This window comes from Enterobacter sp. JUb54, assembly GCF_014298075.1.
Lineage (GTDB): Bacteria > Pseudomonadota > Gammaproteobacteria > Enterobacterales > Enterobacteriaceae > Klebsiella > Klebsiella lignicola.
On record NZ_CP060418.1, the window covers coordinates 2,594,169 to 2,616,117 of the forward strand.

Genomic DNA, 21,949 nt, shown 5'->3' on the forward strand with positions numbered 1-21,949 from the left:
AGGAGGTCATTTTTGCAATTTGACTACATCATTATTGGTGCCGGTTCCGCCGGCAACGTACTGGCGACACGACTGACGGAAGATCCCGACACCACCGTCCTGCTGCTGGAAGCAGGCGGCCCGGATTATCGTTTCGACTTCCGCACCCAGATGCCCGCCGCGCTGGCCTTTCCGTTACAGGGCCGGCGTTATAACTGGGCCTACGAGACCGAGCCTGAACCGCATATGAACAACCGCCGCATGGAGTGCGGACGCGGAAAAGGCCTCGGCGGATCCTCGTTGATTAACGGCATGTGCTATATCCGTGGCAACGCCATGGATCTCGACAACTGGGCCACCGCGCCGGGGCTGGCCCAGTGGAGCTACCTCGACTGCCTGCCCTACTACCGCAAAGCGGAAACCCGCGATATCGGCGCCAACGATTATCACGGCGGCGATGGCCCGGTGAGCGTCGGCACACCAAAGCAGGACAACAATCCGCTGTTCCATGCAATGGTGGAAGCTGGCGTGCAGGCCGGTTATCCGCGTACCGAGGACCTTAACGGCTATCAGCAAGAGGGCTTTGGCCCGATGGATCGCACCGTGACGCCGCAGGGGCGTCGCGCCAGCACCGCCCGCGGCTATCTCGACCAGGCCCGCGAGCGTCCTAATCTGACTATCCGCACCCACGCGCTGACCGATCATATTATTTTCGCCGGCAAGCACGCCGTTGGCGTCGAATGGCTGGAGGGCGATAGCACCGCGCCATCAACAGCCACCGCCAATAAAGAAGTGCTGCTCTGCGCGGGCGCCATCGCCTCACCGCAGATCCTGCAACGCTCCGGGGTCGGTAACCCGGAGCTGCTGCGTCAGTTCGCTATTCCGCTGGTCCACGCCCTGCCCGGCGTCGGTGAAAACCTGCAGGATCATCTGGAGATGTATCTGCAGTACGAATGCAAAGAGCCGGTGTCGCTTTACCCGGCGCTACAGTGGTGGAATCAGCCGAAAATCGGCGCCGAGTGGCTGTTCGGTGGCACCGGCGTCGGCGCCAGCAACCAGTTTGAAGCGGGCGGATTTATTCGCAGCCGGGATGAGTTCGCCTGGCCGAACATCCAGTACCACTTCCTGCCGGTAGCGATTAACTACAACGGCTCCAACGCGGTGAAGGAACACGGCTTCCAGTGCCACGTGGGGTCCATGCGATCCCCAAGCCGCGGCCACGTTCGGCTCAAATCGCGCGACCCGCATGATCATCCGGCGATTCTGTTTAACTATATGTCCAGCGAACAGGACTGGCAGGAGTTCCGCGACGCGATTCGCATTACCCGCGACATCATGAATCAGCCGGCGCTGGATAAATATCGCGGTAGGGAGATAAGCCCGGGCCTGGACTGTCAGAGCGATGCTGAACTGGATGAGTTCGTGCGCAACCACGCGGAGACCGCCTTCCACCCCTGCGGCACCTGCAAAATGGGCTACGACGAGATGGCGGTGGTCGATGGTGAAGGCCGGGTGCACGGGCTGGAAGGACTGCGGGTGGTCGACGCCTCGATTATGCCGCAGATTATTACCGGCAATCTTAACGCCACCACCATCATGATTGGCGAAAAAATGGCCGACGCCATTCGCGGCCGTCAGCCGCTGCCGAAAAGCACGGCGGCCTATTATGTCGCTAATGGCGCGCCGGTTCGACGCTGAGCATGGCGACGGTGTCGACGTCACGTTGAACGCGGCTGAACCATGCTGATATGCATGCCGGGCGCCTTGCCCGGCAATGCCAGAAAATCACGCGCAATCGCGACACGCTTCCAGCCGTTTTAGCTGTCGCCCATCGGCATCAAAATTATCTGCGGCCAGCCACCTGCGCAGCACCGCATCCCGCGCCGGCCATTCACTATCGATAATCGATAGCTGATCGCTGTCGCGGGTGCGTCCTTTACGCACCAACTTCTGTCGCAGGCACCCTTCCCAGGTGAATCCCAGCCGCTCCGCCGCCCGCCGCGAGGCGACATTCATCGAATCGCATTTCCACTCCAGCCGGCGATAGCCCTGCTCGAAGGCGTATTGCAGCAACAGCCACATCGCTTCCGTCCCCAGCGCAGTATTTTTCATCTGCCGCGACCAGGTAACATGGCCGATTTCAACCGTCCCCATCGCGCGGTCGATGGCCATATAGCTGACCAGCCCCACCGCTCGCCTGGTATGCAGGTCGATAACCGCATACGGCACCAGCGCGTCATCGTTCACTTTCCCGGCGACCCAGTGGGCGGTGGCCTCGAGGCTCTCTGGCCGTGTGCTGGCAAGCCAGGTCCAGTCGCTCTCATCGCCCAGCGCGTAGGCGGCAAACAGATCGGCGGCGTGGCGACGCACGTCCAGCGGTTCCAGCAGACAAAAACGCCCGCCCAGCGGCAGACGCTTCAGGACGCAGGCGCCTTGCCAGTCGGCGACCCTGTCGTTCACCCACTGACCATACTGATTCATTTCCGGCATGACCTTACCCCATTGATTGGTAACCAAATAGTTATATCAAGTTGCAATGTGCCCGGAAACCACGCCACCGTTTTTTTCGTTTATAACTCAAGCGTATTGGTTATTCTTTTTCCGCATAAGCTTATCGGTATTTTGACTTTACGACGGCAGTGAAGCGGCCTAACGTAGCGAAGCATAAATAATCAAAACAACATTTTTCAGGGATTGCTCATGACCAAAAAACTGCTGCCTTTACTGGTACTGACCGCGCTCTCCGCCAGCGTCCATGCCGCTACACCGCCAACTACCCTGGTCGTTGCCCAGGGACTCGACGATATTGTCAGCCTCGACCCGGCGGAAGCCAATGAGCTGTCCAGTATTCAGACGGTGCCGAGCCTCTATCAGCGCCTGGTTCAACCGGACCGCGACAACCCTGAAAAAATCACCCCGATTCTGGCGGAAAGCTGGCAGGCAGATCCGGCCGCCAAAACGCTGACCATCAAGCTCAAGCCCGACGCTAAATTTGCCTCCGGCAACCCGCTGCGCCCGGAAGATATTATTTTCTCTTACACCCGCGCGGTCACACTGAATAAGTCCCCGGCCTTTATCCTCAACGTGCTCGGCTGGCAGCCGGACAACATCGCCAGCCAGCTGAAAAAGGTGGATGACCACACGCTGGAGCTGCACTGGACCGCCGACGTCAGCCCGGCGGTTGCGCTGAATATCCTCTCCACGCCGATCGCCTCCATCGTCGATGAAAAGCTGGTGGCCCCGAACGTCAAAGATAACGACTTCGGCAACAGCTGGCTGAAAATGCACTCCGCGGGCAGCGGCGCGTTCAAAATGCGCGTCTATCAACCGCATCAGGCCATCGTGCTGGAAGCCAACGACAGCTCGCCGACCGGTGCGCCGAAGCTGAAAAACGTGATTATTAAGAACGTCCCCGACCCGGCGTCCCGCCGCCTGCTGATTCAACAGGGCGATGCCGACGTTGCCCGCGATCTCGGGGCCGATCAGATAGCGGCTCTGCAGGGCAAACCGGGCGTCACGGTGCTGAGTATCCCGTCCGCCGAGCAGAACTACCTGGCGTTCAACACCGGCAACAGCGCCAACCCGCTGCTGAAAAACCCGGCCTTGTGGGAAGCGGCACGCTGGCTGGTGGATTACGACGGCATCACCAAAGATCTGCTCAAGGGCCAGTATTTCGTCCATCAGAGCTTCCTGCCGGTCGGTCTGCCGGGCGCGCTGGACAACAATCCGTTTAAATTCGACCCTGAGAAAGCCAAAGCGATCCTCGCCAAAGCCGGGATCAAAGATGCCCACTTCACCCTTGATGTTGAAAACAAACCACCGTTCATCACCATCGCCCAGTCGATGCAGGCCAGCTTTGCTCAGGGCGGCGTGAAGATCGATCTGCTGCCGGCCGCCGGTAGCCAGGTGTATGCCCGGGTGCGCGCAAAGCAGCACCAGGCGGCGATTCGTCTGTGGATCCCTGACTACTTCGACGCCCACTCCAACGCCAGCGCCTTCGCATGGAATGATGGTAAATCCAGCACCGTCGCCGGCCTGAACGGCTGGCAGATCCCGCAGCTGAACAAAGAGACCCAGGCCGCAGTCGCCGAAGCGGACCCGGCAAAACGCCTCGATCTGTATAAAAAAATGCAGGAAGAGTTGCAGCGCAGTTCGCCTTACGTCTTCGTTGATCAAGGGAAAACCCAGATCGTGGTCCGCGATAACGTCAAAGGTTATCAGCAGGGTCTGAACGCCGACATGGTCTGGTATGACCGGGTAACCAAGTAACGCCTGGGGCAGGTACGATCAGGTAGCCCGGACAGGCGCAACGCGCCGCCTCCGGGAACGCAGGCCCGATACCTTATGTTTTCCCGGTGGCGCGACGCTGACCGGGCTACAACGGATCGCACCAGCTGATAACACTGCATTTTTTACCGACGGAATAACCATGTCTGCTGTTTTACCTACCAGAGCAGAGCGGCGCAGCGCGCGCCCTCTGCTCGCGCTGTTTCAGGGGCTGTTCACCCTGGCGCTGACCCTGCTCGGTCTGCTGCTGGTGACCTTTGCGCTCTCGGCGCTGTCGCCGGTTGACCGGGTGCTGCAAATCGTTGGCGATCATGCCAGCCAGTCTACCTACGATCAGGTTCGCCACCAGCTCGGACTCGACCGCGCCCTGCCGGTGCAGTTCTGGCACTACCTGGTCAACCTGGCCCACGGCGATCTGGGCATTGCCAGCTCCACCGGCCAGCCGGTGCTGCAGGATCTGCTCGCCACCTTTCCCGCCACACTCGAACTGGCCACGCTGGCGCTGATCGTCGGCGCGCTGCTTGGGGTTATCTCCGGCGTGCTGTGCGCGCGCTACGTGGGGTCGCCGTGGGATCTGGCGGTTCGCACCTTTACCCTGATTGGCAACTCGGTGCCCATTTTCTGGCTCGGCCTGCTGATGCTGGCGCTGTTCTACGCCAGGCTGCAATGGACGCCAGGCCCCGGACGACTGGACGACATTTATCAATATACCGTCGAGCCCCGGACCGGCTTCGTGCTGATCGACACCTGGCTCTCAGGCGATAAAGCCGCGTTCATAAACGCCATCGGCCACCTGCTTCTGCCGGTGCTGCTGCTGGGATACTATTCGCTGGCCAGCATTACCCGCCTGACCCGCTCCGCCTGCCTTAGCGAGATGAACAAAGAGTACATCCTGCTGGCCCGCGCCAAAGGCGCCAGCGAGATGACGATTCTGCTGCGCCACGTGCTGCCCAACATCCGTGGCACCCTGCTGACGGTGATCGCGCTGGCCTGGACCTCGATGCTCGAAGGGGCGGTGCTAACCGAAACCGTCTTCTCCTGGCCGGGAATTGGCCGCTACCTGACCACCGCGCTGTTTGCCGGCGATACCACCGCCATCATGGGCGGCACCTTGCTGATTGGCGCGAGTTTTGTCTTCATTAATAACCTCACCGACCTGCTGGTCCGGTTGACCGACCCGAGGGTGCGCTGATGCCGGCCTATCTGTTTTTGCGTCGCCTGCGTCGCTCCCCCGCCGCCTTTTGCGGGCTGGTGATTATCACGTTGCTGCTGCTGGTGGCGCTGTTCGCCCCCTGGCTGGCGCCGCTCGATCCCAACTGGCAGGATGCCGCCGCGCGGTTGCAGGGGCCGGGAGCGCAGCACTGGCTCGGCACCGACAGCTATGGCCGCGACCTGCTGTCACGTCTGATTTACGGCGCGCGCCCGGCGCTGGGGCTGGTGGCGCTGGTCACCCTTATCACCCTGCCCGTCGGTCTGCTGGTGGGGATTTTGTCCGGCTATTACGGCGGCTGGCTGGAGCGGGTTCTGATGCGTTTCACCGACGTGGTGATGTCGATGCCGCGCCTGATCCTCGCCTTTGCCTTTGTCGCCATGCTCGGGCCGGGGCTGGTTAACGGCGCGCTGGCGCTGGCCCTCACCACCTGGCCGGCCTATGCCCGTCAGGCACGCAGCGAAATTCAACGCCTGCGCCACAGCGATTATCTGGCCGCCGCCGAAATGATGGGAATTCGCGGCTGGCGCTTGCTGGTCGGCCATATTTTGCCGCTGTGCCTGCCTTCGGCTATCGTGCGGCTGGCGCTGGACCTGGCGGGGATTATTCTTGCCGCCGCCGGGCTGGGCTTCCTTGGCCTCGGCGCGCGTCCGCCGATGGCGGAATGGGGGGCGATGATTGCCGACGGCATGCAGGTCATTTTCGATCAGTGGTGGATTGCCGCCGCCCCTGGCGCGGTGATCCTGATTGCCAGCCTCGCATTTAACCTGCTGGGCGACGGCCTGCGCGATGTTCTGGAGCCACAACATGACTGATACCCGACTCTCCGTTCGCGGGCTGTGCATCGACTACCCTGCCGCCCGGGTGGTGAATAACGTCAATTTTAGCCTCGGCAACGAGCGGCTGGCGCTGGTGGGCGAGTCCGGTTCGGGCAAATCCATGACCGCCCGCGCCCTGATGGGGCTGGTACGCAAGCCGGGAGTGGTCAGCGCCGAGACGCTGAACGTGCTGGGTCACGACCTTCTGACCCTCAACGACCGCGGCTGGCGGGCGCTGCGCGGCAACGATATCGCCATGATTTTACAGGACCCACGCTATGCGCTGAACCCGGTGCAAAGCATTCAGGCGCAGCTGGAAGAAGCGTTAACGCTGCATCAGCGCCTGAGCCGCCGCGCCCGGCTGGAGGCGGTAAAAGCCGCCGTAAATGCCGTCGGCCTCGATCTCCCGGTGCTCAGCCGCTATCCCGGCGAGCTCTCCGGCGGGATGGGCCAGCGGGTGATGATCGCCATCGCGCTGCTTAACAACCCGAAAGTGCTGATTGCCGACGAACCCACCTCGGCGCTCGACTCCCGATTGCGTAATCAGATACTCGAACTGCTGGTGGAACAGTGCGAACAGCGGCAAATGGCGATGCTGTTAATAAGCCACGATCTGCCGCTGGTGGCGGAACATTGCCATCGGGTGCTGGTGATGTATCAGGGCATGCAGGTGGATGAGATGCCGGCGCGGGAACTGCCTCAGGCGACCCATCCCTATACCCGCACGCTCTGGACCTGCCGCCCCGATGCCGGCACCTATGGCCAGATGTTGCCGACGCTCGACAGAACCCTGGATTTTACGGAGGCGGCACATGGCAGTCGTTAATCTCGATGCATTGCAGGTCAATTTTGCCGATAAAACGGCGGTTTCAGCCGCCAGTTTCAGCGTTGAGGCGGGGGAAACCTTCAGCCTGATCGGTGCCTCCGGCTGCGGGAAGTCGACCATTTTACGGGTGCTCGCCGGTCTTCAGCGCGAGTGGCATGGCCGGGTCGAGCTCTTCGATAAGGCCATCACCCCCGGCGTGCGTTTTCAGGGGGCATTGCGGCGCAACGTGCAGATGGTATTTCAGGATCCCTACGCGTCGCTGCATCCCAATCATACGCTGTGGCGCACCCTGGCAGAGCCGCTGAAAATTCATGGTATCGACGAGATTACGCAGCGGGTGACCACCGCGCTGGAACAGGTAGGGCTGCCGGCGGATGCCGTCCAACGTTATCCGCATCAGCTCTCCGGCGGCCAGCGTCAGCGCGTGGCGATTGCCCGCGCCCTGCTGCTGCGCCCGCAGATCCTGCTACTGGATGAGCCAACCTCGGCGCTGGATATGTCGGTGCAGGCGGAAATTCTGAATCTGCTGAACCGCTTGAAACAGGAGCACGGAATGACCTATCTGCTGGTCAGTCACGATGCCGATGTGATTGCCCATATGTCAGACCGGGCGGCCTTTATGGCGCAAGGGGTGATTCAGCGCTTCTTCGATCGCGAAGCGCTGGTGAACGGTGAACATCGGATGGGGTAAGGTTTTCCCGGGTAAGGCGTTGACGCCGCTACCCGGGAATCGTACTGCGCGGAAGTTACTTCGCCAGGCTGGCAAAGCGGGTGAAGACGCTGTCAAAAATCGCCAGCCCTTTCGCCACCTGCTCGGCGCTGATGGTGCATGGCGGCACCACGTGGATACGGTTTTCCACCACAAACGCCAGCAGACCGGCCTCGGTTAACGCGCCTTTAATCGCCGCCATATCCGCGGCGGTTAACGCCGTTTTCTGCTCACGATTGCTGACCAGTTCCAGCGCCTGGAACAGACCACGGCCGCGCACATTACCGATAATCGCGTGTTTTTCCGCCAGCGCTTCCAGCCCCGGACGCAGCACTTCATTACCGATGGTCGCCGCGTTCTCCACCACTTTCTCTTCTTTCATCGCGTCAATGGTGGCGACAATCGCCGCCATCGCCAGCGGGTGGCCGGAATAGGTCAGCCCCCCGGCAAAGAAATGGTCGTCAAAGTAGCGGGCGATAGGCTCGCTGATCAACACCCCGCCTGCCGGTACATACCCGGCGTTCACCCCTTTGGCGAAGGTCACCAGATCCGGCACGATGCCGTCCTGTTCGAAGGCAAACCAGCTACCGGTACGCCCAAACCCGGCCATCACCTCATCGAGGATCAGCACGATGCCAAACTCATCGGCCAGTGCCCGCACGCCTTGCATATAACCGTCAGGCGGCACCAGGATCCCGGCGGTTCCCGGAATCGACTCCAGCAGAATCGCGGCAATGGCGGTCGGGCCTTCACACTCGATCATTCTGCGCAGATGGGCCAGCGCACGCTGACACTCTTCCTCTTCCGTCAGCGCGTTAAATTCGCTGCGATAGAGGTACGGGTTAAAGAAGTGCACGTGCCCACGTGAATATTCGTTCGGTACGCGACGCCAGTCGCCGGTGGCGGCAATCGCGCTACCGGTATTGCCGTGGTAGGAGCGGTAGGCCGACAGCACTTTATCGCGCCCGGTGTACAACCGCGCCATCCGGATGGCGTTCTCGTTTGCGTCCGCCCCGGCGTTGGTGAAAAACACCTTGCTGAAGCCTTCCGGCGCCAGCTCGACAATGCGTTTGGCCGCTTCGCCGCGCGCCAGGTTGGCGGTGGCCGGCGCAATGGTCACCAGCTCATCCATCTGCGCTTTCATGGCCGCCAGCACGCGAGGATGCTGATAGCCGATGTTGACGTTGACCAGCTGGCTGCTGAAATCAAGGTAGGTATTGCCTTCGTAGTCCCACAGCTCGCAGCCTTTAGCCCCGGCAATCACCAGCGGATTGACATTGCCCTGTATCGACCACGAATGAAAGACATAAGCACGATCCAGTTGGCGTACTTCATCGTTGCTTACCGTAACATCGTTCTGTAATGCCAGCTTCATACCCTGCCCTCTCTCATGTCGTTGTTGTTGGATTCATCATTGGCTGCACAGCGGGAAAACGGATAGAGCCAGTGCGAGGAAAATGATGTGACACCGTGTCACATCGCCATAGCGCGACTGGCTCTGTGCCCGTCGGGTGAGCGTTTTTATACTCGTCATACTTCAAGTTGCTTGGGTGTTGGCTGCCCCCGTTCATCCCAGTCACTTACCTGAGTAAGCTCCTGGGGATTTACGGCCTTGCCGCCTACAAGCAACTCGAATTATTTAGAGCATATGGTGGGACGACAACCTGCACAGGAGCATGAGATGACAACAAGCAAAGTGGTGTTTATTACCGGGGCAACCTCGGGATTTGGAGAAGCGGCAGCACAGGTCTTTGCCGAGGCGGGCTGGTCATTGGTCCTCAGCGGGCGTCGTGTCGAGCGGCTGAAGACATTACAGGATAAGCTCGCCGCGCAAGTCCCGGTGCATATTATCGAACTCGACGTCCGCGACAGCGACGCGGTGGCGGCAGCGGTGGCGGCGCTTCCCGCTGAGTTTGCCGATGTGACTACGCTTATCAATAACGCCGGGCTGGCGCTGTCGCCGCTGCCGGCGCAGAAGGTCGATCTGGAAGACTGGAAAACGATGATCGATACCAACGTCACCGGGCTGGTGAACGTCACTCATGCGCTGCTGCCGACGCTGATTAACCACGGCGCCGGTGCCAGCATCATCAATATCGGCTCTATCGCTGGCCAGTGGCCCTATCCGGGCAGCCACGTATATGGCGCCAGCAAAGCCTTTGTGAAGCAGTTTAGCTATAACCTGCGCTGCGACCTGCTCGGAACCGGCGTGCGCGTCACCGACCTGGCTCCGGGCATTGCCGAGACGGAATTTACCCTGGTGCGCACCAAAGGCGACCAGGCGGCGTCGGATAATCTGTATCGCGGCACCACCCCGCTGAGCGCGATGGATATTGCCGAACAGATGTTTTACATCGCCACCCTGCCGGACCATATGAATATCAACCGCGTTGAAGTGATGCCGGTACGTCAGGCCTGGCAGCCGTTCGCCATTGACCGCGATTAAGGTTTTAGGGTTTGTAGCCCGGACAGGCGCTTGCGCCGCCTCCGGGAATACCCCGGTGGCGCTGCGCTGACCGGGCTACGGACTGTGCGGTTTTGGGTTTTGTAGCCCGGACAGGCGCTTGCGCCGCCTCCGGGAATGCCCCGGTGGCGCTGCGCTGACCGAGCTACGGACTGTGCGGTTTTGGGGTTTGTAGCCCGGACAGGCGCTTGCACCGCCTCCGGGAATACCCCGGTGGCGCTGCGCTGGCCGGGCTACGGACTGTGCGGTTTTGGGTTTTGTCGCCCGGACAGGTGCCTCAAGCATCTGTCCGGGCTACTGCATTGATTAGCGGCTGCTTTGTAAAAACTGTCTGACGCGTTCGGAATCCGGGTTGGTGAAAAACTTCTCCGGCGGCGCTTTCTCAATCAGCAATCCTTTTTCAAGAAACACCACTTCATCTGACACCTGACGAGCAAAATCCATTTCGTGGGTCACCACCACCATGGTGTATCCCTCTGCCGCCAGCGCCTTCATCACCCCCAGCACCTCATTGACCAGCTCGGGGTCCAGCGCCGACGTCGGCTCATCAAACAGAATCACCTCCGGCGACATCGCCAGCGAACGGGCAATCGCCACCCGCTGTTTCTGTCCGCCGGACAGGGTAATCGGCCAGGCATCGGCTTTGTGCGCCATCCCCACCTTTTCCAACTGCTGCAGGGCGATAGCATTGGCCTCATCGCGCTTCATGCCTTTGACACGAAGCAGCGCTTCGCTGACATTCTGCTGCACGCTCAGGTGCGGCCACAGGTTAAAGCTCTGGAACACCATCCCCACCCGCTCGCGAATCTTTGACAGCTGGCGGTGGGACATGGCCTTACCGTTTTGTTCGTCAATCCCCAGACGCTGGCCGCCGATGTGGATCTCGCCGCGGTCCGGCTGCTCCAGCCAGTTCATACAGCGCAGAAGCGTCGATTTACCAGAGCCAGACGAGCCTAAAATACTCACCACTGACCCCTTTTCAACCGTCAGGTTGATGTCGCGCAGCACCTCAATATTATCAAACTGCTTGGAGACGTTTTTAATACTCACAGCCGTTGTATCAGGCATGACTCATTCCTCTTTTGGCTCCCAGAGCGCTCAGTCGTTTGATCAGCAGCTCCAGCACAATGCTGACGGCCCAGTACAACGCAATGGCGACAATAAACGCGTTAAACGGGATGAAATAGGTCGCCTGGACGCTGTTGGCCGCGGCGGTAATCTCCTGAACGGTAATAATGCTCAAAAAAGCCGTATCCTTCAGGCAAATAATCAGCTGGTTACCCAGTAGCGGTAATGCTGATGAGACGATATTCGGCAAAATAATTCGCCGGAATATTTGATAACGCGAAAAACCCTGGGCGACGGCGGCTTCGATATAGCCCCCGGAAAATACCCGGCGCTGGCTGCGCAATATTTCAAAGAAATAGGCGCCGTGGTAGATAATTAACGCAATCAGCCCGGCGGTCCATGCTTCCATATTGATCCCGACTTCCGGTAATCCGTAATAGAGCAAATAGGCCAGAATCAGAAAAGGAATAGCTCGCATTAAGCTGACAAAGCCAATAATTAACCGGTTCAGGGTCTTTTTCTGATATTCGGTTAAATAGCACAAGACGATGCCGGCGATAAATCCAACAACGGCCGCCGTAATAAAAAGCTCAAGGGTGGCGAGCAATCCCGCGATAAAGCTGTCGCGCACTGACCAGATAACGGCCCATTGATTCATAGATCCTCCTGTGATTATCGCGCCAGGCGTTTAGCTTTGCGTTCCGCGATGCTTTGCAATTTCAGCAGCGTACCGATAAGCACGACGTACAGCAGACCCGCCGCAAGGATCGGCGACAAGGGTTCGTAAGTGACGGATGAAATTCGGTTGGTCACGCGGGTCAAATCGACCACGCCGATCACCGCGATCGCCGGGCTGCCTTTGATCAGGAACGACATTTCGTTGACCAGTGCCGGCAGGCTCTCGATCCACATCTGCGGCAACATGATGTAGCGGAAATAGGCCCAGCGCCCCATCCCCACGGACTCTGCCGCTTCGCGCTGCTCACGAGGGAAAGTGCGGAAGGCGTTACGCCAGATTTCCGCGTTAAATGCCGACGTGTTGAGGGTCAGCGCGACAATAGCCGCCATGTTTTTATCGAGGTTGATCCCCACGGTAGGCAGCGAGAGAAACAGAAACAGCACCAGCGTCACCAGCGGCGTGGCGCGGGCCAGGCTGATATACACCACCAGCAGCTGATCGATAACCGGCAGGCGTAACATCCGCACCAGCGCAATCAGCAGGCCGATCATAACGCCAAAAGTAATCGCAATAGCCGAAATCCAGAGGGTCGTCCATGCGCCTTCAATCAGTAACTGCCAGGAAATTGCGTCCATAGGGCCCTCCTTCGCATTAACACGCGGCGGTTACCCGCCGCAATTTGTCAGAAACCAGCCAGCTTATGGAACTGTTCCGGGTTGGTAATCGGCTCTGTCGGGAGGTCATCGTAGGTTTCGCCAAACCATTTTTTCTGCAGCTCGGCGAGCTTGCCGGTCTCACGCATATGGTTCATAAATTTGGTCATATAGGCCAACAACTGCGGTGAGTTTTTCGGAATCGGCCATGCCATATAGCCAGGACCAGACACCGGTAATCCCTTGGCGAAGACCTTCGGTTTGGCTTTTGCGAGGTCGTTAACCGAAATGACCACGTTAATCACGTAATCGAGGCGCTTGTTAGCCAGGTCGGCGTAGGCTTCCGGGTAGGAAGGGTATTCCACCACCGGCCCCAGCTTGCCGCCGCCTTTCTCGAGCATCGCTTTCAGCTCCGGCAGACGCGCCAGCAGCGCGCTTCCCGCCTGAACCCCCACTTTTTTACCGCTGAGGTCGGCAATGGTATTCAGCGAATTATCACCGGCACGTTTGACAAAATAGTGCTGGGCGGACGCCCACGGCGGGGTGAAATCAAACACTTTCAGACGGTCGTCGGTAATCACCGCCCCGGTTAACGCCATATCGTACTGGCCGGTTGATACCGCCGCTAATAATCCGGTCCACGGCAAAATACTTTGCTCAACATGGAATTTTGCATATTTGCGCAATTCATCTAGCATATCTTTGTTGAAGCCATCGGCCTGGCCGTTATTCATAAAGTTAAAAGGCGCGTAATCATCTTCCGTCGCGACTTTCAGGGTGCCGGATTTTTCAATTTCCGGAAGATCTGCGGCGACTGCGTGATAAGAAAAGGCCATTGCCATTACGGCGCCAAGACACATTGAACCTAATGATTTTTTCATCAATCCACCCCTAAATTAATTCGCCAGACGTGTTCATTCCCGAACATGAAAAGGTTTTGCAAAATATGTGCCGATGGACGTTCCGGTCCGCGGCTGATGAATACATTTTTAATGTAGAGACGGTTTTAAATTTCTCGATAGAGCCAGATTCGCTACGGGGATGTGTCAGTCAATTTCAGGGTGGTATGGAATTTGCTCCAGTTCCTGTAGCACGCGTTTGCGTAAGGAGCTGAGCATGATCCGACACCTGTTACACGTTGATTTCGACCCGCACCGCGGTTTGCAGGAGCAGGTGCGCGAGACGCTGATTAACGCCATTCTGGGCGGGATTTTTTCCGCCGACACCCCGCTCCCTTCCTGCCGCCAGTTGGCCAGCCAGCTGCGGGTATCACGCAATACCACCGCGCTGGTGTTTGAAAGTCTGGTGAACGAGGGCTATCTGATCAGCCGCCCGCGCAGCGGGTATTATCTGCATCCGGATTACCAGCATTCCCCTGCCGCGACCATGGATACTGCACCGCCACGCGAGAGTTCTGCACCACGATGGGGCACGCGACTGCAGATCACCCCCAGCCAGCAGGAGTCGATTCTCAAACCGGCGGGCTGGATGAACTACCGCTATCCGTTTATCTACGGGCAGCCGGACACCCGCCAGTTCCCGCTGGCTACCTGGCGTTCGGCGGCCAACTGGCTGCACGGCGGCGTGCGTGACCCGGCATGGGTGGTGGACCATATCGACCAGGATGTGCCGATGCTGATTGAGCAGATCCGCACCCGGGTGTTGCCGAAGCGCGGGATTGTGGCGGCGCCGGATGAGATCCTGATTACCCTCGGTTCGCAAAATGCGCTGTACCTACTGACCCGCCTGCTGATGTCAGCGAAGACCCGCGTGGGCGTGGAGAATCCCTGTTTTCGTGAGGCCATCAACACCTTCCTGCTCGCCGATACCGATATTGTGCCGCACCCGGTGGATGAACAAGGTATTGTCCTTAACGACGCCCCTTGCGATTACTACTACGTCACCCCCGGCCACCAGGTGCCGACCGGCGTAGCGATGAGCAAGGCGCGACGCAGCCAGCTGCTGGAACATGCCGCCCGCCACGACGCGGTGATTATTGAGGATGATTACGACTCGGAAAGTAACTTTATGCTCAACCCGCTGCCGGCGCTGAAGGCCAGCGACCGCAGCGGCAGAGTGGTATACGTCAGCAGCCTGTCAAAAGCGCTGTCGCCGGGCCTGCGGCTGGGCTTTATGGTCGCCGACCCGGACCTGATTGACGAAGCCCGGGCATTACGCCGGCTGGTGTATCGTCATCCGCCGACCAATATTCAATATCAGATGGCCCATTTCCTCGCCCAGGGTCACTACGAAACCCATCTGCGGCGCTACCATTACGACTCCGCCCAGCGCTGGGATCGCCTGCATAATGCCCTGCAACACTACATGCCGGAGTGCCGGATTATTGCCGGCAGCGAACATGCCAACGCCTTCTGGTTGGCGACTCCGGAGCAGATCAACACCCAGCAACTGACCTGGCGCGCCGCCCACGCCGGCGTGCTGATTGAGCCCGGCGCGCGGCATTTTCTTAGCGAGGCGCCACCGGGTAACTTCTTCCGCATGGGGTTCCACGCCATTAACCCCGACGCCATCGAGCAAGGGGTCGACGTGCTGCGCGGGCAGCTGGCGCAGATGGGTTAGCGGCCGCCACAGTACCTCTCCCGGAGGCGGCGCGTTGCGCCTGTCCGGGCTACAAAACCCAGACGGCGGCAGCCCCGTAGCCCGCCTCCGGGTGTGTCCCCCCCAGACCGCAGCAGCCCCGTAGCCCGGTCAGCGCAGCGCCACCGGGGAATGGTGCCCAGGTTACCAACCCCCAGACGGCGGTGACCCCGTAGCCCGGTCAGCGCAGCGCCACCGGGGAATGGTGCCCAGGTTGCCAACCCCCAGACGGCGATGACCCCGTAGCCCGGTCAGCGCAGCGCCACCGGGTGTGGTGTCAGGCGTCACCTATACCGCTTTCGCGTACTGCAGCATCACCTGCAGCAGCACGTTCGCCCCGGCGGTAACATGCTCCGGTGAGGCATACTCGATTTCGTTGTGGCTGATACCGTCCTTACAGGGGATAAAAATCATCCCGGTGGGCGCCAGATAGCTCATGTACACCGCATCATGCCCGGCCCCGGAGACAATCTCCCGCGCCGGATACCCCAGACGCTGCGCAGCCCCGGCAATCGCCGCCTGACATTCAGGGTGGAACGGTGCCGCCGGATAGTGGCTCACCTCTTTCAGCGCCACCGTCAGCCCGCTCTCCTGCTCGACGCGGTCGATAAAAGCCCGCAGCTGGCAATCCATCTCATCCACCAGCGCATCGCTGAGATTGCGCATATCAATAGAAAACGTCACCTCACCCGGTACCACGTTGCGGCTGTTCGGATGGACCTGCACCATCCCTACCGTGCCGCGCCCCTCGGTGCTACGCCCGGCAATCGCCACCACTTCCTGCATAATGCGGGTCGCCACCTGCAGCGCATCCTGGCGCAGACGCATCGGCGTTGGCCCGGCGTGGGAGGCCTGGCCGGTCACCACGCAGTCGTACCAGCGGATCCCCAGCACGCCCTGCACGATGCCGATAATTTTCTCTTCATCTTCCAGAATCGGCCCCTGTTCGATATGCGCTTCGAAGTAGGCACCAATCGGATGATCCCCCGGCGTCTCGCTGCCGATATAGCCGATCCGCGCCAGCTCCTCGCCGACGGTTTTACCTTCTGCATCCCTGGCGGCGTAGATCGTCTCCAGCGGGAAGACCCCGGCAAACACCCCGGAGCCCATCATCACCGGCACAAAGCGCGACCCCTCTTCGTTGGTCCAGAACACCACTTCAATCGGCGCCTCGGTTTCCATCTCCAGATCGTTCAGGGTGCGCACCACCTCCAGCGCCGCCAGCACGCCGTAGTTGCCATCAAATTTACCGCCGGTTGGCTGGGTATCAATGTGGCTGCCGGACACCACTGGCGGCAGCGCTGGGTTACGCCCTTCCCGGCGCATAAACACGTTACCGATTTTATCCACGGTGACGCGCATCCCGGCCGCTTGTGCCCAGCCAATCACCAGATCCCGCCCCTGACGGTCGAGGTCGGTCAGGGTCAGGCGACAGCAGCCGCCCTTCGGCGTGGCGCCGATTTCCGCCAGCGTCATCAGAGAATCCCACAGACGTTCGCCATTAATACGGCAGGCGGCGGTCTCGGTTACGGGAGTAAAAAGGACATCACTGCTCATATTGGTCTCCTTGCATCAATGCGCTGGCCAGCGCGACCAGCAGACGATCGCTGCCGCGCGGCCCTAAAAGTGAGATACCCAGCGGCAAACCGCCCACCTGAGCGACCGGCAGCGTCACCTGCGGCCGTCGGGTCATCACCGAAATTAACAGTAGATCGTGAGAAAGACGGCGTACCGCTTCGATCTCTTCCGCCTGCGCCGTCAGCAGCGGCGCCCCGTCGGGAACGGTCGGCATCACCAGCACCGCATCACCGAGCTGCTGGTCCCACCAGGCGCTAAAACGTTCGCGCTGCTGGCAGGCAGCTTCAAACTGGGCGCTGGTCACCGCTTTACCCCAGAAGAAGCGCTCACGCACGTCCGGTCCCAGCTGCAGGCCATAACGCTCAATGGTCTCGCCCTGCGACTGCCACGCCTCGTAGCCCTGAATCTGGCGAAAGGCGAGATAGATCTCGTCCACGTCCGGCAGCGGCGCGCTCAGCGCGGTGACCGGCCCGAACTCACGGCTGATTCGTTGACGCACCGGCTGCAGCGCCTGCAGGCTGCGCAGCGGCAGGTGGGAAAACAGGCCATCGTGGCTTGCCAGCTGCACATTCGCGATATCCACAGACGCCTCGCCCAGCAGACAATCCGCTACGGCGGAGAAAACCGCGGCTGAACGGGCAAAGAAACCGCAGGTATCCATAGTGGCGCACAGCGGTTGGCAACCGTCGAGGGAGAGACGACCGTGGGTTGGTCGCAGGCCGTACAATCCGCAGTAGCTGGCCGGCGTGCGCACCGACCCGCCGGTATCGGTGCCGAGAGCAAAATCGCAGGCGTCATTCGACACCGCCGACGCCGACCCCGACGACGAGCCGCCGGGAATATGGTTCGGCGCGGCACCGTTGCGCGGCGTGCCGTAATGCACGTTGTGCCCGCTCATGGAGTACGCCAGCTCGCTGGTGTGGGTTTTGCCGATAAAGCGCGCGCCGTTGTCCAGCAACGTCTGCACCACCGGCGCGGTGCGATTTTTCATTCCAGACAGCGCCAGCAGATGCGGGTTGCCGCCGCCGGTCGGGTAGCCCGCCACATCGAACAAATCTTTGACCGCAAAGGTCATCCCGCTCAGCGGCCCGCTTAACGCATGGGCCACCGGATGCGCCGGATAGGGCATAAAGGCGCGAAGATCATCCTGCATAGTGGTTTCCTCTGTGCTTCAGGCGTACAGCGCCCGATGTTCAACGGACGGGCTCAGCGCCCGCCAGCGATGGCAGCTCACCACGTGGCGCGGCCCGACCTGTTCGGTGGCGGGCTGGCTCTGCGTACAGGCCGGCTGCGCGTGCGGGCAGCGTTCGGCAAAGGCGCAACCGGGCGGCAGCTGCGAGAGATCCGGTGGCGCGCCGGGAATGCAATGCAGCTCATCGCCCTTCTTCAGCCCCTCTTTCGGGCGGCTGCCCAGCAGCACCTGGGTATATGGGTGGCGAGGACGATATAAAATGTCCTCTATCGACGCCTCCTCGACGATGCGCCCGGCATACATCACCGCCACCCGGTCGGCGATCTCCACCGCCGCGCCGATGTCGTGAGTCACAAAGATAATCGACAGATCGCGCTGCTTTTGCTGCTCGCGCAGCAGGATCAGGATCTGGATTTGCACCGTGGCATCCAGCGCGGTGGTCGGCTCATCCGCCAGCAGCAGCTGCGGATTACAGGAGAGCGCGAGGGCAATCATCGCCCGCTGGCGCATCCCGCCGGACATCTCGTGCGGATAGGCATCCAGCCGCCGCTCAGGGCTGGGGATGCGCACCTGACGCAACGCCTCCAGCGCCCGCTCCCGCGCCGCCTGACGCGACAGCCCTTCATGACGACGCAGGCCTTCAACAATCTGCTGCCCGACGGTGTAGACCGGGTCGAACGCCAGCAGCGGCTCCTGGAAAATCATCGCGCAGCGCGCGCCACGGTAGCGTCGCAGCTGCGAGGCGCTCATGGTCAGCACCTCTTCCTCCCCGACTTTCAGGATGCCGGAAAGGACGCTGCTTTTCGGCGGATGCAAGCGCATCAGGGCGCGCAGGGTCACGCTTTTTCCGGACCCGGATTCGCCAATCAGCGCCATCACTTCGCCTTTTTGCACATCGAAAGAGACGCCGTTGACCGCGTTGACCGTCTGACCATCGCGGCGAAACTCGACCCGCAGATCGCGGATGTGGACATAAGCATCATGCGACATGGCTCACCTCCTGGATGGCGATGTTCTGATGCCAGGGCGAGGCGGGTTGCGCCATCAGGCAGGCGCTTTGATGCCCCTCGCCAATGTTTTCAAGCTTCGGCTTCACCTGCGAGCACACTGCTCTGGCATGCGGACAGCGGGTATGGAAGCGGCAACCGGAGGGTGGGGAAATCGGGCTTGGCGGATCGCCGTTCAATGGCGAGGTCAGAGTGCGATGCTGCGGGTCCATCGACGGCATCGAGCTTAATAATGCGCGGGTATAGGGGTGGGCCGAGGCGGTAAACAGCTGTTCCGCGGGGCCAATCTCGACCACTTCACCGAGATACATCACCAGGATGCGGTCCGACAGCCAGCGCACCACGTGCAGATCGTGGCTGATAAACACATAGGTCAGCTCGAGGGTGCGCTTCAGCTCCTGCAGCAATTGCAGCACCTGAGCTTCCACCGATTTATCCAGCGCCGAGACCGCTTCATCGAGGATCACCAACCGGGGCTTCATCGCCAGCGCGCGGGCGATATTCACGCGCTGACGCTGGCCGCCGGAGAGCGCATGGGGATAACGGTGAGCAAAACGCCCCGGTTCAAGACCAACATGCGCCAGCAGATAGCGGGCATATTCGCTGGCCTCTTTGGCGCTGACGCCATGCACCCGCTGGCCGAAGGCAATGCTCTCTTCCATAGTCATGCGCGGATTCAGCGAGGCGTAGCTATCCTGAAACACCATCTGCACCTGGCGGCGATACGCTTTCATCGGCAGGCGCGATGAGCCGACCTCCAGACCATCAAAGATCAGCTCGCCGCTGTCCTGTTTCAGGAGCTGCATCAGCAGGCGCGCGGTGGTCGATTTCCCGCAGCCCGACTCCCCCACCACGCCGAGGGTTTCGCCTTTGAGCACCGTAAAACTGACGTCGTCCACCGCCTGCACCACGTCGCGGCCTTTGCCGCCGCCGGCGGGAAAGTGCTTGAGCAGATTATTGACCTTCAGCAGCGGCTGGGCCGGCCCGCCGAGGTCGGTATTGATAAAGGGTTGCATCGCTTACTCCTTAATCGCCATTGCCGCACGCAGGCGGTCCGCGAGGATATTGAACGAAATGGAGGTAATAAAGATCATCAGGCCAGGCAGCGCCGCCACCCACGGTTGGGTGTAGATAGCCGTGCGCAGGGTATTCAGCATCAATCCCCACTCCGGCTCAGGCGGACGCACCCCGAGGCCAAGAAACGACAACCCGGAGGCGAGGATCATGCACACCGAAATCAGCCCGGTGGAGAAGACGAAAATCGGCCCCAGTACGTTGCCCAGCACCTGAACGCGAATGATGGTGAAGGCGCTGGCGCCGGTGGCCCGGGCGGCCTCGATATAGTCCATATGCCGCACCTGAGCGGTGACGCTCTCAGCGATGCGCGCCACCTGCGGGACAAACACCAGCGTCAGCGACAGCAGCGCGTTACCAATGCCCGCCCCCAGCGCGCCGGAGAGCGCTATCGCCAGCAGCACCGAAGGGAAAGCGTAGAAGACGTCGACGGTGCGCATAATCAGGGTGTTGGTTTTCCCGCCCGCATAGCCAGCGATAATGCCGATCGCCCCGCCGATAAAGAAGGCGAAGACCACCGGCACAATGCCCATAAACAGCGACAGACGGGTGCCGAGGATCAGCCGCGACAGCATATCGCGCCCGAGTTCGTCAGAACCCAGCGGGAAACCGTCGGTGCCGATCGGCTTGAGGCGTAAAAACATCGATGTCTGATACGGATCTTTTACGATCAGCCACGGGCCAAACAGCGCCAGCGCCAACAGGATCAGGATAATGGCCCCGACGAAGACGCCGCCGGGGTCGCGCAGTAAACGGCGCATAACGCCGCGCCAGTAGCCTTGTCTGGCGGGGGTAACGGGCGTCACGGCCATGCTTTTGGGGGTCACAGTATCCACCATCGTCAGCTCCTCTTAATGCGCGGGTCGAGGCTGGTTTGCAGCATATCCACCAGCAGGTTGAGCACCACGAAGAACAGCGCCAGCACCCAGATGGTGCCCTGCAACAGCGGCAGGTCGCGCTGGAAAATGGCGGTATTGAGCAGCAGGCCGGTGCCGGGCCAGGAGAAGACCGTCTCCACCAGAATCGAGCCGCCCATCAGATAACCCACCTGCAGCCCCATCACCGCCAGCGCGGTTGGCGCGGCGTTTTTCACCACGTGCAGGAAGATCCGCGACTCGTTAAGCCCGCGGGCGCGCAGGCCGACGATAAACTCCTGGCTGAGAATGTCCGCCACCTGCGAACGCACGGTGCGGGCAATAATCCCGGTGGGGATCACCGACAGCGTGATCGCCGGCAGCAACATAAACTGCAGGTGCTCCCAGTCCCACTGCCAGCCCACTTCGCCAATCGGCCCGCCGCCGGTCGCCGGGAGCAGCGCGAACTTAACGCTAAAGACGATGACCAGCAGCATCCCCAGCCAGTAATGCGGCACGCTGACGCCAAACACCGACAGCACCGAAGCCAGACGGTCAATAATGCTGTTGCGGAAGTAACCGGCGACAAAGCCAAACAGGCTACCCAGCACAAAGCCGATCACCGTCGCCAGCAACGCCAGGCGCAGCGAGTAGCCGACGGCGGTCATCACTTCGCCGATCACCGGCCTTCCGGTCGCCACCGACATCCCCAGGTCGCCGTGCAGCGCCCGCCACAGCCAGTGGACAAACTGCAGCGGCAGCGGTTTATCAAAGCCGTAGGCCTGCATTAAGGTCTGACGCAGGGCTTCGGACGCATCCGGCGGCATCACCGAGACCAGCGGATCCCCCGGCGCTATCTGCACCAGCATAAAACAGATCACCGCCACCCCAAGCATGGTGGGGATGGCCAGCAGGATGCGATATAGCAGCGTATTGATCATCGGTAGCTCCCG

At 60.6% G+C, this 21,949-nt stretch carries 20 protein-coding genes; 8 read left to right on the forward strand and 12 right to left on the reverse strand.

The window, feature by feature from the left end:
- Positions 1-12: 12 nt before the first annotated feature.
- Positions 13-1,677 (forward strand): choline dehydrogenase, encoded by a 1,665-nt coding sequence (gene betA, locus HF679_RS11990; protein ID WP_187043004.1) that lies wholly within the window; start codon positions 13-15, stop codon positions 1,675-1,677.
- Between the two features lie 87 nt (positions 1,678-1,764).
- Here betA and HF679_RS11995 read toward each other — a convergent pair whose 3' ends face one another.
- Entirely contained in the window at positions 1,765-2,469 is a 705-nt protein-coding gene (locus tag HF679_RS11995; protein WP_123755881.1) for a GNAT family N-acetyltransferase, read from the reverse strand.
- A gap of 210 nt (positions 2,470-2,679) precedes the next feature.
- Between HF679_RS11995 and HF679_RS12000 the strand changes: the two genes are divergently transcribed.
- The 5 genes from HF679_RS12000 (at position 2,680) to HF679_RS12020 (ending at position 7,811) form a co-directional block, all read left to right on the forward strand.
- Complete coding sequence (locus tag HF679_RS12000) at positions 2,680-4,248, forward strand: ABC transporter substrate-binding protein (RefSeq protein WP_123755880.1); 1,569 nt, start codon at positions 2,680-2,682, stop codon at positions 4,246-4,248.
- A gap of 160 nt (positions 4,249-4,408) precedes the next feature.
- Complete coding sequence (locus HF679_RS12005; protein ID WP_227540126.1) at positions 4,409-5,458, forward strand: ABC transporter permease; 1,050 nt, start codon at positions 4,409-4,411, stop codon at positions 5,456-5,458.
- Complete coding sequence (locus HF679_RS12010) at positions 5,458-6,291, forward strand: ABC transporter permease (RefSeq protein WP_123755879.1); 834 nt, start codon at positions 5,458-5,460, stop codon at positions 6,289-6,291. Before HF679_RS12005 ends, HF679_RS12010 begins: the two co-directional genes overlap by 1 nt.
- The gene (locus HF679_RS12015; RefSeq protein WP_187043005.1) at positions 6,284-7,120 is read left to right on the forward strand and encodes an ABC transporter ATP-binding protein; all 837 of its coding nucleotides are present in this window, start codon (positions 6,284-6,286) and stop codon (positions 7,118-7,120) included. The genes HF679_RS12010 and HF679_RS12015 overlap by 8 nt, the downstream gene beginning before the upstream one ends.
- Positions 7,107-7,811 carry an ABC transporter ATP-binding protein gene (locus tag HF679_RS12020; RefSeq protein WP_123755877.1) on the forward strand — a complete coding sequence of 235 codons (705 nt, stop codon included), beginning with the start codon at positions 7,107-7,109 and terminating at the stop codon, positions 7,809-7,811. The genes HF679_RS12015 and HF679_RS12020 overlap by 14 nt, the downstream gene beginning before the upstream one ends.
- A 55-nt stretch (positions 7,812-7,866) precedes the next feature.
- Here the strand turns inward: HF679_RS12020 and HF679_RS12025 are convergent, their stop codons facing one another.
- Positions 7,867-9,204: an aspartate aminotransferase family protein gene (locus HF679_RS12025; protein ID WP_123755876.1), complete on the reverse strand. Its 1,338-nt coding sequence runs from the start codon at positions 9,202-9,204 to the stop codon at positions 7,867-7,869.
- A 306-nt stretch (positions 9,205-9,510) separates the two neighbouring features.
- Between HF679_RS12025 and HF679_RS12030 the strand changes: the two genes are divergently transcribed.
- The gene (locus HF679_RS12030; RefSeq protein WP_123755875.1) at positions 9,511-10,275 is read left to right on the forward strand and encodes an SDR family NAD(P)-dependent oxidoreductase; all 765 of its coding nucleotides are present in this window, start codon (positions 9,511-9,513) and stop codon (positions 10,273-10,275) included.
- A gap of 324 nt (positions 10,276-10,599) precedes the next feature.
- On the opposite strand, the gene HF679_RS12035 is transcribed toward HF679_RS12030, so the two are convergent.
- The 4 genes from HF679_RS12035 to HF679_RS12050 are packed head-to-tail and all read right to left on the reverse strand — an operon-like array spanning position 10,600 to position 13,574.
- Positions 10,600-11,361: an amino acid ABC transporter ATP-binding protein gene (locus HF679_RS12035; protein ID WP_123755874.1), complete on the reverse strand. Its 762-nt coding sequence runs from the start codon at positions 11,359-11,361 to the stop codon at positions 10,600-10,602.
- Entirely contained in the window at positions 11,354-12,019 is a 666-nt protein-coding gene (locus tag HF679_RS12040; RefSeq protein WP_187043006.1) for an amino acid ABC transporter permease, read from the reverse strand. Before HF679_RS12040 ends, HF679_RS12035 begins: the two co-directional genes overlap by 8 nt.
- Positions 12,020-12,033: 14 nt before the next feature.
- Positions 12,034-12,675: an amino acid ABC transporter permease gene (locus HF679_RS12045; protein ID WP_123755872.1), complete on the reverse strand. Its 642-nt coding sequence runs from the start codon at positions 12,673-12,675 to the stop codon at positions 12,034-12,036.
- A gap of 47 nt (positions 12,676-12,722) precedes the next feature.
- Positions 12,723-13,574, reverse strand: coding sequence for a transporter substrate-binding domain-containing protein (locus tag HF679_RS12050; protein WP_123755871.1), 852 nt, complete (start codon positions 13,572-13,574; stop codon positions 12,723-12,725).
- 235 nt (positions 13,575-13,809) lie between these two features.
- Here HF679_RS12050 and HF679_RS12055 point away from each other — a divergent pair, with 235 nt between their 5' ends.
- Complete coding sequence (locus tag HF679_RS12055) at positions 13,810-15,273, forward strand: PLP-dependent aminotransferase family protein (RefSeq protein WP_123755870.1); 1,464 nt, start codon at positions 13,810-13,812, stop codon at positions 15,271-15,273.
- A gap of 306 nt (positions 15,274-15,579) precedes the next feature.
- Here the strand turns inward: HF679_RS12055 and HF679_RS12060 are convergent, their stop codons facing one another.
- Genes HF679_RS12060 through HF679_RS12085 form a run of 6 tightly spaced genes read right to left on the reverse strand, consistent with a single transcriptional unit; the run spans position 15,580 to position 21,937 of the window.
- Positions 15,580-16,848, reverse strand: a complete 1,269-nt coding sequence (locus tag HF679_RS12060; protein ID WP_123755869.1) for a Zn-dependent hydrolase — start codon at positions 16,846-16,848, stop codon at positions 15,580-15,582.
- Positions 16,838-18,022 carry an amidase gene (locus tag HF679_RS12065; protein WP_154143496.1) on the reverse strand — a complete coding sequence of 395 codons (1,185 nt, stop codon included), beginning with the start codon at positions 18,020-18,022 and terminating at the stop codon, positions 16,838-16,840. The genes HF679_RS12060 and HF679_RS12065 overlap by 11 nt, the downstream gene beginning before the upstream one ends.
- 18 nt (positions 18,023-18,040) lie before the next feature.
- Positions 18,041-19,051, reverse strand: a complete 1,011-nt coding sequence (locus HF679_RS12070) for an ABC transporter ATP-binding protein (RefSeq protein WP_154143497.1) — start codon at positions 19,049-19,051, stop codon at positions 18,041-18,043.
- A complete protein-coding gene (locus HF679_RS12075; protein ID WP_123755866.1) occupies positions 19,041-20,084 on the reverse strand; it encodes an ABC transporter ATP-binding protein in 1,044 nt (347 codons plus the stop codon). The genes HF679_RS12070 and HF679_RS12075 overlap by 11 nt, the downstream gene beginning before the upstream one ends.
- Before the next feature lie 3 nt (positions 20,085-20,087).
- On the reverse strand, positions 20,088-20,981 hold the full coding sequence (locus tag HF679_RS12080) for an ABC transporter permease (RefSeq protein ID WP_123755865.1): 894 nt from the start codon (positions 20,979-20,981) through the stop codon (positions 20,088-20,090).
- A 2-nt stretch (positions 20,982-20,983) separates the two neighbouring features.
- On the reverse strand, positions 20,984-21,937 hold the full coding sequence (locus tag HF679_RS12085) for an ABC transporter permease (RefSeq protein ID WP_123755864.1): 954 nt from the start codon (positions 21,935-21,937) through the stop codon (positions 20,984-20,986).
- Positions 21,938-21,949 lie beyond the last annotated feature (12 nt).